General features: G+C 48.8%; 2 protein-coding genes. One reads left to right on the top strand and one right to left on the bottom strand.

Going from position 1 to position 12957, the window contains the following annotated elements; all coding sequences use genetic code 11:
- Nucleotides 1-546 precede the first annotated feature (546 nt).
- On the top strand, nucleotides 547-1581 hold the full coding sequence (locus tag AC5V8P_RS16940; protein ID WP_064795698.1) for an alpha/beta hydrolase: 1035 nt from the start codon (nucleotides 547-549) through the stop codon (nucleotides 1579-1581).
- A gap of 116 nt (nucleotides 1582-1697) precedes the next feature.
- Here AC5V8P_RS16940 and AC5V8P_RS16935 read toward each other — a convergent pair.
- On the bottom strand, nucleotides 1698-12957 hold an 11260-nt coding region (locus AC5V8P_RS16935; RefSeq protein ID WP_495473734.1), incomplete at its 5' end, for an amino acid adenylation domain-containing protein.

Raw genomic sequence — 12957 nt, 5'->3', positions numbered from 1 at the left:
GATAAAATATCTCATGTTTGATTTTGCGAACAAAATCAGTTTACTCACTCGTTGTTCAGTTTTCAAAGATCAAACTTCTTTGAATCAGCTCATCGCCTCATCAACTCTTATATCATATCATGTCCGAACCAACTTTGCAAGCATTTTTTTAAATCTTTTTTTGTTCATTCGCTCGCAACCTTTATATTTCTTGGCCGGAATTAGAGTATATCATTCCACAGTTTTATATGCAAGTATTTTTAAAAAATTGCTTTTGCAATGTTTATATTCGTAACTAGGCCCTGGCCTTTTGTTCAATTGGTTCTTAAATGTACATTTATTTTTTCTTTAATATTGATGTTTTGACAAAGAAAGGATGGGTATAAAAGATAAGAAACACCCGCGCCATCCCCCACGGCTTTTAATAATGAATAGGTAGATATTGCGGAACTCCAATTGAATGGTTATATGACATTGTCATCAAGCCCAATCCCACCAAGACAATTACCTCATATGAAATAGTTGTTGATTAATTGAATTATGACATTATAGAGGAGTAGATGCTAAATGAAACAACGAAGGCGAACATGGATGAGAATTGTATTGGGGATTATCTCTTGCTTACTGCTTGTCGTTATCTCTGGATTTGTATATGAGGGGATTGCATCCAAATATGATAAATCGCAATATCCTCCTCTGGGGAGAATGGTCGATGCTGGAGGCTATCGTCTCCATATTCGTAAAATGGGTGCCGGCTCTCCAACGATCGTGCTTGAATCAGGAAGCGGGGAGAGTAGCTTGTCCTGGAGGAATATTCCCGAGAAGCTGTCATCCTTCGCTACCGTTGTATCTTATGATCGGGCTGGCTATGCATGGAGCGAGGAGGCAAATACACCACGCACCGGAAAAAACATCGTTCGGGAGCTTCATACTGCTCTAAAGAATGCAGACATCCAACCTCCTTACATCCTTGTAGGTCATTCCCTGGGGGGGATGTACTCAAGACTCTATGCACAGACGTACAGAGACGAAGTGGCGGGATTGGTTCTGGTGGATGCTAGGCCTGAGAATGATGCCCGCCGAACCAATAAGATTTATGCCAAAGAACGGCCTAAAGTCACTCCCTCACCGTTAATATCCATTGTCCTAGAAAGGTTAGGGGCATTTCGTCTGTTTCCCAATTTTATGCTAAACGGACGGGTGGAATATCGAGATAGAAAATCTTTTGTGAATATTGTTGCTTCTCCCAAGTACTTTCGCTCTGTTGCCGAGGAGGGTAAGCTAGCGAGCACTACCGAAGATGCCATACGCGGCCAACATTTGGGTAACCTCCCTGTGCGTGTGATTGCCCGGGGCATTCAGCAAGATTTGACTCAGTTTGGTATTAGTAAGCGTGGAAATGACCAAATCGAACAAAGCTGGCAAATGGGGCAGCGCGAGATGCTCCGCATCTCTACCAACAGCAAATTTATTATTGCTAAGAAAAGCGAGCATATGATTATCCACGACCAACCAGAGCTAGTCATCCAAGTCGTCCGTGAACTCGTCTCCAATATCCATCATTATCGGTCAACCATTGCTAAAGCAAACACTGATCATTAGAGGCACTTCTCTATACATCTGATGGTTTCATAAAATAAAAAAAGGACGCCCGGGTCCCTCCTATTATGAAGGAACCCGGGCGTCTTTGCTGCCCACTACTATTTTGTTGATTGTTCTTAGGACAAAATAGGCTTGTTTTTAGTTGAAGCTTCTGCAATTGTACCAAGTATCTGTCTCAGTACTTTAGCATTTTCCCCGACAAAACCGGAATCAAGCAGGACATCATGCGTTCCGACGACCCCGTATTCTTTGTATTGGCCAAGTGTTGCCTGTTGCCATAACAATTTATCTAATGATGTATCTGGACCAACACTATCATCCTCTGCAATCATAGCATGGATATTCGCATGAACTTCACCTGCGTTAATAAGCTCATCGCGGTAGCTGGAGTAAACCAACATTTTGTCCATGACTCGCTCCCTGTCGGCTGGATCGGCCAGGAATGCTTTGTACTGCTCCCTAATGCTGTCCAGCACCGTTTCGACAATCTCTTCAAGCTCCTCAGGTGTCGATTCATCCTTGGACATCTTTCTCATAGCATCTACCATAATAATGTCGCCAACATGGTGACCTCGGATTTCCATGGCTTTAGCTACCTCAAAGGCAAGATTTCCTCCAAGTGAGTATCCCAAGAATATATATGGGCCCTCTGCTTGAATATCCACGATGGCATCGATGTATCGATCCAGCATATCTTGACCCTGGAAACGATCGCCGATAAATTCCATACCGTACACCTCGCAAAGCCCATCCAGCTCCTTGGCCATCTCATAGTACCCCAGAGAGTGACCTACCCGAGGAGGGAAGCAAAATACTTTAAGCGTTCCTTTCCCTGGGAAGTGAATAATCTCCATTTCTTGTTCATCGGCAGCATTTGTTGCCTGCAGCTTGAAAATTTCATGTGCCATTTCTTCCACAGTCGGCAGATTAAACACGGTCTGGAGTGGGAGATGGACGCCCATATTAGACGAGATCCTTTGGATCAAGCCCAATACTTTCAGGGAGTGGCCCCCAAGCTCGAAGAAATGGTCCCTGATCCCGATTTCCTGTACGCCGAGCACCTCGGACCAAATTTGAGCGAGCTCTACTTCTGTCTGCGTACGCGGCGCGATATATTCTGCTGTGCTCCGCAGAAGGGTTTCCGGTGCCGGTAGCGCTTTGCGATCCAATTTGCCATTCGGATTCAGCGGCATTTGTGCGAGCTGTACGAAAGCAGACGGAATCATATAGCTTGGCAGCTCGCTGGCCAGTGCCTCGCGTAGAACGCTCGCTGCCAGCCCCTCCTCGGCCACAAAGTATGCGCAAAGCTGAGTACTTCCGCTGGAGTCAGCCAGTGCTAGAACAACCGCCTCCTGCACCGACGGCACCTTCAGGATTTGTGCTTCCACTTCTCCCAGTTCAATGCGGTAACCGCGGATTTTTACCTGGTGATCGATCCGTCCCAAATACTCAATATTTCCGTCTGGCAACCACCGAGCCAAATCGCCTGTCCGGTAAATCCGTTCACCCGGTTTGTACGGATGAGGAATGAACTTCTCTGCCGTCAGTTCCGGCTGATTGAAGTACCCCCTTGCTACGCCTTCGCCTGCAATACACAGTTCTCCTGGTACACCTACTGGTGATACCTGAGAGGCGCCGTCTATCATCCATACTTGGACGTTAGCGTACGGTTTGCCGATAGGCACATGTGTTAGAACTGCAGTCTCAGGACTCGTTGTATATCGAGTCGCATATACAGCCGCTTCCGTAGGACCGTAGATGTTTTCCAGTACTGCGTAAGGAGACACTTTATAGTACTCTTCCACAAGTTTGGCAGGCAGCGTCTCACCGCAGGCAAACAGGTATTTCAAAGTAAGGAATCCTTGGGTACTGCTTTCTTTCAAATATTGAACGAGCACGCTGAGCATCGAAGGTACCAAATTAAGATGCGTAATTTGGTTCGCATCCACAGCCTCCAGCAGGGCGACCGGATCTTTGTCCACGCCCGGCGGCAAGATCACGAGCGTCCCCTGTCCAAAGAACCAGCAGAACAGCTCCGGCACGGAGAAGTCAAAGGTGAATGTCGTTTTGAGCAGGAATCGATCATCTGCCACCATCGGATATTCAGCTTCCAACTGACTCAGCGTATGGACAGCAGAGTGATGCTCAATCATTACACCCTTCGGCTTGCCGGTCGAACCTGACGTGTAAATGATATACGCCAGATGCTCTGGTCCTGCGACTGGCTCCAGATTGGAGTCATCGGCATGATACGCCTGCGGATCATCAAGTGACAGGATCGTGCCAGTGAATGGGAACCGATCTTTAAGATGTTTCTTCGTCAGTAGAAGCTTCGCTCCCGAATCCTCCAGCATGTGACGAATACGATCCTCAGGGAATTCCGGATCAATCGGTACATAGGCGCCACCCGCTTTTAGAATGGCATGGATACCAATGATCATCTCAAGCGAACGCTCGACCATAATGCCGACTGGCTGATCCGGTCTGACCCCTTGAGCACGCAGCGTACGCGCCAGGCGGTTGGCCTGTTGATGAAGCTCTCCGTAGGTAAGCACCGTTTCACCGTAAATAAGTGCTGTACGATCCGGTGTGAGCGCAGCCTTTTCCTCAAATATGCCGTGAAGGGTCTTCTCACGCGGATAAGGAGCTGCTGTATCTCCCCATACCTCTATAATTTGTGATTTCTCTTCTGGCGTAATCAGCTCCAGCTCGTCAATACGGATAGCAGGTTGTACAGATACGCTTGTCAGAATTCTCGTCAAGTGTCCTTGAATCCGTTCCACACTCTCCCGATCGTAGACACGAGCATTATAACGATACAAGAACTCCAGACTACGTCCCGGCAGCACAATGAGGTTAAAATCATAATTCGTCTGTTCAAACATCTGAACATCCGTAATTTTGTATTCAGCCTCATCATTGGCAATTTTCTCTTCCAGGTGCTCTTCGACCGGGTAATTCTCAAATACCATAATATGGGAAATTAAATCTTGCTTTTGCTCACTCTGTGCTTGAATCTCATAGAGCGGATAGGAATCATAAGCATGTCCTGCCAAATATAATTCCTGCTGTCTCTTCATTACTTGAGAGAACGAATCGCTTCCCTCGGCTTGAACCCGAACTGGAACTGTATTAATGAAGAGACCGATCATGCTTTCAATACCCGGAATCTCGGCAGGTCTGCCCGATACCACACTTCCGAAGACGACATCCTGGCTTCTATTGTAGCGTTGCAACACGATTCCCCAGGCTGCTTGCATCAGTGTGTTCATCGTCACCTGGTGCTGCTTGGCCACTTGTTCCAGGCGCTCGGTCAATTCCGCGTCCAACGTGAATACCAGCTTCTCTGACAAGTAGGCTTCTGCTTTGGCCGATGGCTGTGTGACGGCCTGTGGCAGCTTCGTTTGCTGCTCGTAACCTTCCAGATACCCTCTCCAATAAGAGGCTGCCTCTTCCTCGCCTTGTTTTTCCAACCATTGAATGTACTGGCTGTACGCTGCTGCTGTAGGAAGCTCAGGTTCCCTTTGCTCACGTAGAGCTCCGTATGTTTCAAACACTTCCTGGAGCACAAGCGGCATACACCAGCCATCCAAAATGATGTGATGAGAGCTCCACAACAGATGGTAATGCTCTTTTGCAGTCCGTAGGATAGCAACACGCAGCAAGGCTTCATTCGCAAGATCAAAGCCTCTCGCTTTGTCTTGTTCCATATAAGCTGCAAGACGCGCTTCTATTTCACCGGATTCTAGCTCATGCAAATCCTCGTATGCGAAATCGCATGCTCTTTCTTTGAACACAATCTGTATAGGGAAATCGCCCCATCCAGCATGGAAATTCGTTCTCAATATGGCATGTCGTTTCATCAGATGCTGTAAGCTGCGTTTGAAATCCTCAGGATAGAACACTCCCTGAATTTCAAATGTGGCCTGCTCAAAGTAGACCTCTGAATGAGGCTCCAGCAAGCTGTGGAACAACATTCCCTTTTGCATTGGTGTCAGTTTATACACATTTTCAATGCTGCCGATGTGCCGTGTCTGCTCTTCCAGCTCCTCGATTTCCTCCAAGCTGATATCTTTGAGAAGTACATCGCTTGGCGTAAGTTCGGTTCTTTCCTTGCGTACACAGTGACCAATGACTTCACTGAGACGCTCCTTCAGGATACCGACAAACTTCTCTACCGAATCTGCATGGAACTGCTGATGGTTGTAGCTGACCGAAAGCTGAAGTTGTCCTTCGGTAATCAGTCCATTGATGTTCAAGGCCTGATGCTGTACCATCTGCTCACTGACCTCAGATCCTGCCGAGTAAGGTGATACCTCCATCGTTCCCTCTGCAAGATCCTGGTCAAACTGCCCCAGATAGTTGAAGGTAATCTCCGGTTCTGCCGAGAAGGAGGAGCCAGCGGATACGTCGCTCAAATACTTCAAAATACCATATCCTACACCTTTGTTCGGGATACGACGCAGACCTTCCTTAATACGCTTGATTCTAGCGCCGATCTCCATTTCGCCTCCCATCTCAAGGGCGACAGGATACTGACTTGTAAACCAGCCTATTGTGCGAGTGATATCCAAGCCTGGTACAACAGGCTCCCGTCCATGTCCCTCCAGCACGATGCCTACACGTTCGATCCCTGTCCACTCGTGAACGGCCATACCTAGGGCTGTCAGGAGCAGATCGTTAACTTCCGTATTGTAAGTGCGGTTTGCCTCTTTCAAGAACTGCTCCGTCTCTTCTGGCGACCACGTTACCGTAACAGCCTTGCTATCTTTTATGAGAAGAGCAATGTCTACCTTGTCTTTTGGAAGAAGAGCAAATCCCTCTCCTTCCACCTCTGCCCAAAAGCTGCGTTCTTGTTCAGCCGCCGGGCTGTTGGCGTATTGCGTGATCCCGTCAACCCATGCACGGTACGAATCCGTCTTGTGTGGAAACTTGACCGCTTCTCCACGTGCTGCCTGCTCGTAGCCTTCCTGTAGATCCTCAAAGAGAATACGCCAGGATACGCCATCCACAGCCAAGTGATGAATAACGATCAACAAATGTTCGCCTTCCTTGCAGCGGAATAGACCCAGTCTAAAGAGAGGCCCATCCTCCAGAGAAATGCTGCGCTGAATGGCTTCCGCACCTGCTTCTATTGCCGAAGCCGGATCTTTTTCATCCTGCAGATCGTGGATTTGAAGGCTATACAGCTCACCTTCACCCAAGCTGCGGTTCCAGGCTTCTACTCCTTGCTCTCCTTGGCGGAACACCAGTCGCAGCGCATCATGGTGCTCTGCAATTTTCTGCATTACCTCGGCGAGTGCATCGGTATTAAAGCCTTCACGTCGGTACAGCATAACTGACTGATTAAAGTGATGCAGATCCGTTGACTGCTCTTCGAAAAATCTGCGTTGGGCAGGCCCCAGTTTTACCGTTCCGTGTACTTCGCGCTGATCTGCAATTCGGCTGACTGTGCTAACGCGCTGAGCCAGTTCAGCAATTGTTGGGTAGCTGAACAAATCCTTCATTTCCAGTTTGTAGCCTGCATGGAGAAGTCTTGATGAGACTTGAATCGATTTGATTGAGTCGCCTCCGAGTTCAAAGAAATTATCATGTATGCCAACAAGCGGCACGCCGAGCACACCTTGCCAGATCGAAGCCAAAATGTTTTCCACATCCGTCTGCGGAGCAGCAAAGGCAGCTCCTGCTTTCACACCCAAGTTTGGTTCAGGCAGTGCCTTGCGATCCAGCTTGCCATTTGGTGTCAATGGCATTGCGTCCATTTGGACAAAGTAAGACGGAATCATGTATGCAGGCAGTTCGGCAGACAGTTCATTTCTCAGCTCGCTGACAGACATTTCCCGATCCGCTACAAAGTAAGCACACAGAGACTTCTGTCCATTGGCGTCTGCCCATGCAACAACGAGAGCCTCCTCGACAAGCGGCATATCCAGCAGCTTGGCCTCAATCTCACCAAGCTCAATACGATAGCCCCGGATTTTAACTTGATGGTCAATACGCCCAATGTACTCAATGTCTCCATTAGGAAGGCGACGAGCCAAATCCCCGGTCCGATACATATTTCCTTCCGCAGCGAACGGATTTCTAATAAATTTTTCTGCGGTAAGATCCGGACGGTTCAGGTATCCACGGGCTACTCCGTCTCCGGCGATGTACATTTCACCCTCCACACCTAACGGTACGAGACGAAGCTGTTCATCCAGGATATGAATGTATATGTTGTCGGATGGCAACCCAATCGGAACGGACTCACGTGTATCCTTCGCAGGATCGTACAGGTGAATCATGCAGCCGACGACAGTTTCAGTTGGACCGTATTCATTGTAGATTTTGATATTGCCACCAAAAAGATCGGTAATCGTTTTGGACAAATGTGTAGTCAGATTCTCTCCACCTACAATGAGCTGCTGAATGCGACTTTCCGCTGGAATGGTCATGTCTTTTATGAGACTGAGATGCGTCGGCGTCAGCTTGAGAATATCCACCGCATTTTCGCGCAAAATATGCTGAACGACCTCTGCTTTATCTATACCATCATAAATCCGTACGATTCCTCCGTTTATTAACGGAGTAAACATTGATGTCATCGTCAAGTCAAACGAAATGGATGAATACAGCGGGAAGTCCGTTGGTTGCCCTGCACAATAGACTTTATTGGCCCACCAGATGTAGTTCACGATTCCTTTGTGGTTAATCATAGTTCCCTTCGGATTTCCTGTTGTCCCCGAAGTATAGATTAGATACACCAAATCGTTGCCTCTCACAGGAATATTAGGATTATTTACTCCAGTTCCGTAGATGTGTGGAGAATCCAATTCCATAACCATGCCCTCAAAGGACGCTAGCTTCGTCAGGTGGCTTTGTGTGAGCAGAATCTCAGCCCCAGAGTCCTTCAGAATATACTGAATCCGCTCCTGCGGATATTCAGGATCAATCGGTACATAGGCTCCGCCCGCTTTGAGCACGCCCATAATGGCAACCAGCAGTTCCACTGACCGATCCGCCAACAGACCCACTACTTGTTCGCTCCGCAGTCCTTGGGCTATCAAGGTCGAAGCCAGTCTATTCGCCTGCTCGTTCAGCTCCCGATATGTGATCTGGATGTCGCCGCTTATTGCCGCGATCTTATCCGGCGTACGGGCCACCTGTTCCTCAAACAAGGTATGCAACCCCTGATCACTTGGATAAGCATGAGCCTTGCCGCCCCAGTCTAGCAGGTTTGTCCGTTCCTCTGGTGTTACAATCTCCAGTTCCTGTATCGTCGCTTGCGGACGAGTAGCTACCTGATCGAGCATTTGCAACAAATGTCCTCCGATTCGCGCAATGCTTTCTTGCTCGTAGACCGAAGCATTGTAGCGAATGCAGACCTTAATGTCCTCGCCTGGAATGACAACCAGGTTAAAGTCATAGTTGGTTTGCTCAAACATGGCGAAGTTGGCGACTTCGAGATTATCCTCTGTTTGATTACCCGACTGTTCTACCTGTTCGTCGAGCGGATAATTTTCAAAGATCATGATATGAGAAATCAGGTCTTGCTTTTGGCTTGTTTTCCCCTGAATCTCATACAGCGGATAGGTGTCGTAGGCACGACCAGCCAACGAATGTGCCTGTGTACGTTTCATCACATCGACAAAGGCCTCGTCTTTGGATGACTGTACACGGATAGGTACTGTATTAATGAACAGACCCACCATATTTTCGATCCCTGCAATCTCAGCAGGTCTACCCGATACAACACCGCCGAAGACCACATCCGAGCTGGCATTGTAACGCTGGAGAATCAGTCCCCAGGCTGTCTGCATGAGTGTGTTGACCGTCACATGACTGCGCTTGGCGACAACATCCATTTTATGGGTCAAATCTGTACCCAAATGGAGAACATGCTCATTCAGAACGTAGCCTTCTTCTTTGGCTTGAGATTTCGTTTTAGCTTCCGGCAATACGGTATTGCCGTCATAGTCTTCGAGATATTGACTCCAATATGTCGAAGCCTCTTGTTCATCCTGTGCATCAAGCCACTCAATATAACGACTATAGGGTTGAGCCGGCGGCAGTACAGGCTGTACTTGCTGACGCAGGGCAGAATAATAATCGAACAGTTCCTGTGTAATGATCGGGATGCACCAGCCATCCATGACAATATGATGGAAGCTCCACAATACAAGGTGGCTTTGTTCCTTTTGCAAGACAGTCACTCGCATCAGCGGATCTTCTGACAAACTGAATCCCTTAGCCATATCTTCAGCAGTGTAAGCCTGGATCCGGGCCTCTTGCTCCTGCAACGTAGCGGCACGTAAATCTACGTAGCTCAGAGGGATTGGCCGTTGCTTAAAGACAACCTGCAGTGGTACATCCGCGATATTGTTGTAAAAGCCGGTACGCAGTATGGCATGTCGTTGCGCCAAAGCCTGGAAGCTCTTAAAGAAGGTATCTACATCAAAGCTGCCACGCAGCTCAAACGTTGCCTGCTCAAAGTAGGAAGAGGAGTTCGGCTCCAGCAAGCTGTGGAAGAGCATGCCCTTCTGCATTGCCGTTAGCTTGTACACATCCTCAATCTCTCCAATATGGGCCGTCTGGGCTGTGAGTCGATCAAGCTGCTCCAGGGTCAGTCCTTGGAACAGAACGTCACTTGGCGTAAGCTGTGCACGCTCCTGAGCCACACAATGCCGGATGACCTCGCTAAGGCTTGTCTGTAATAATTCAGCAAAACGACTCACCGTCTCCTTACGGTAATGCCTGTTGCTGTACGTAATTGTCAGCGATAGCTGGCCTTCGGCAATCATGCCATTCACATCCAGAGCATATTGCTGTGGCGTGTGATCACTGAGCGCCTTACCGACTGAATGTGTAGACAAGCTAAGAGCATTGCCCTCCAAGTCCTGGTCAAACTGTCCAAGATAGTTAAAGGAAACTTCCGGTTCTACGCTGAATCGAGCGCCATTTTCCGATGCCATATACTTCAGCAGACCGTAGCCGATGCCTTTGTGTGGAACCCCTCGCAAATTCTCCTTGATGCGCTTGATCCGGGTAGATACTTCCTGCCCATCTTGCAGGTCCAACAGAACAGGGTATTGGGTGGTGAACCAGCCCACGGTACGAGTAATATCCAGATCTGGTATGATCATTTCCCGTCCATGTCCTTCAAGGTTAACCAGAACCTGCTCCATGCCTGTCCAGTGCTGAATAGCTGCTCCCAGAGCAGTCAAGAGCAAATCATTCGTCTCCGTATGATAAGCCCGGTTTGCTTGTCGCAACAGCAGGTCGGTTTCTTCAGCAGACCAAGTTACCGTAACCGACTCGGTATCCCGAATGGTGCCTGGCTCCTGATCCTGATCCTTTGGCAGTGGAGCCAGAACCGTCTCCTCAATCTGCTGCCAGTATGAACGTTCCTTGTCCAGAGCAGGGCCTGTTGCATACTTCGCCGCTTGCTCGGACCATACAAGATACGAATCCGTCTTTTGCGGAAGAACAATTGATTGTCCATTCAACGCTTGTTCGTATCCTGTTGCAATGTCCTCAAACAGAATGCGCCATGACACGCCATCAACCAAAAGGTGATGAATGACAATCAACAAATGATCGCCATCCTTACAATGGAACAAGCCTAGTTTGAACAGAGGGCCATCTTCCAAGTGGAAGCTCGCCTGAATGGCATCAGCTTGGGCTTGAACAGCGGCTGCCTCGTCATCTGTCTGCCGCATATCAGCGATGTCCAATGTGTAGAGTTCACCTTCGTCAACTCCCCGATTCCAAGCCGCGTATCCAGCTTCTGTATGCCGGAAAACCATACGCAGTGCGTCATGATGAATTGCAATTTGGTCCATTGTCAACCGGAGTGCAGTCTCATCAAAGCCGTCTTTCCGATGAAGCATGACAGCATGATTGTAATGATGCGGCTCTGCTATGTGCCGTTCAAAGAACCAACGCTGAATTGGCATTAACTCCGCTGCACCCTTGATCTCACCCTGCTCTGCTGTGCGTCCAGCTACTTGCAGATACGGGCTTAGCTCAGCAATTGTCGGATATTTGAAGAGATCCTTCATCTCTAATTTGTATCCAGACTGGAACAATCTGGAGGATACCTGAATTGCCTTAATGGAGTCACCACCCAGATCGAAGAAATGATCATGGATACCGATCTGCTGCGCTCCCAGCACACCTTGCCATACGGAAGCCAAAGCCTCCTCAGCTGCGTTTCTCGGCGCTTCATATACAGCTCCAGTCTGCACATTGGCCTCTGGGGCCGGAAGCGCTTTGCGATCCAGCTTGCCATTTGGCGTCAACGGCATCTGTTCCAATTGCATAAAGTAAGACGGAATCATATAAGCCGGCAGTTCGGCAGCCAAGGCCGTTCTCAATTCGCCCACCGTCAGCATCTGATCAGCAGTGAAATAGCCGACCAGCACTTTTTGCCCACTTCCATCCTCCCGGGCAAGCACAACGGCCTCTCTGACAGACGGAGCATGGAGCAGCTTCGCCTCCACTTCGCCCAGCTCAATGCGGTAACCCCGAATTTTAACCTGATGGTCAATCCGTCCGAGATACTCCATGCTGCCGTCCGGCAGCCAGCGTGCCAAGTCACCTGAGCGGTACATACGCTCGCCCGCTTCAAACGGATGAGCTACAAACTTCTCTTCCGTTAATTCCGGTCGGTTCAGGTAGCCACGTGCCAGCCCTTCGCCTGCCACATAGAGTTCACCCGGAATACCAATCGGTTGTGGACGGCATTGTTCATCCAGAATGTACGCACGCAGTGTCGGAATCGGGATACCGATATTGCTGCGGCCCTGTTCAATTTCCAGTTCTGTAATTTCCTTATACGTCACATGGACGGTCGTTTCCGTGATGCCATACATATTGATGAGCTGCACTTGCGGATATTTCGCTCTCCAGTCCTTGAGCAAGGCCGGGCTCAATGCCTCTCCACCAAAGATAATCATGCGGAGGCTCAATTCCGCCGCGCGATGACTAAGTTCTTCCTGTAGCAACTGGTAGAAGTATGTCGGCGTCTGGTTCAAGACGGTGACCTTTTGGTCCTTAAGCAATTGCAAGAAACGCTCTGGGCTCTTCGCGGTCAGCGATGGAACGATGACCAGACGACCTCCGTTCAGCAACGCCCCGTACATTTCCCATACAGAGAAGTCGAAACAGAACGAATGGAACAGCGTCCACGTATCCTGAGCATCGAAGTCAAACATATTTTTATCATTAAAGAGCAAGCGGACTACATTTTTGTGCTCGATCAGTGTTCCCTTTGGCTTGCCTGTCGTACCCGATGTGTAGATGACGTAGGCAAGATGGTTTGGCCCAGCCATAGGCTCCAGGTTTGAGACATCTTCCTTATAGGAAGCAGTCTCATCCAGATTGATGACGTCC

It is taken from the genome of Paenibacillus sp. N119s (assembly GCF_059447605.1).
This window is presented reverse-complemented; position numbering and strand designations above follow the sequence as displayed.

Bases quoted from the DNA above. Each gene is read 5' to 3' on its own strand.
- AC5V8P_RS16940 (WP_064795698.1), top strand. From the start codon at position 547: ATGAAACAACGAAGGCGAACATGGATGAGAATTGTATTGGGGATTATC.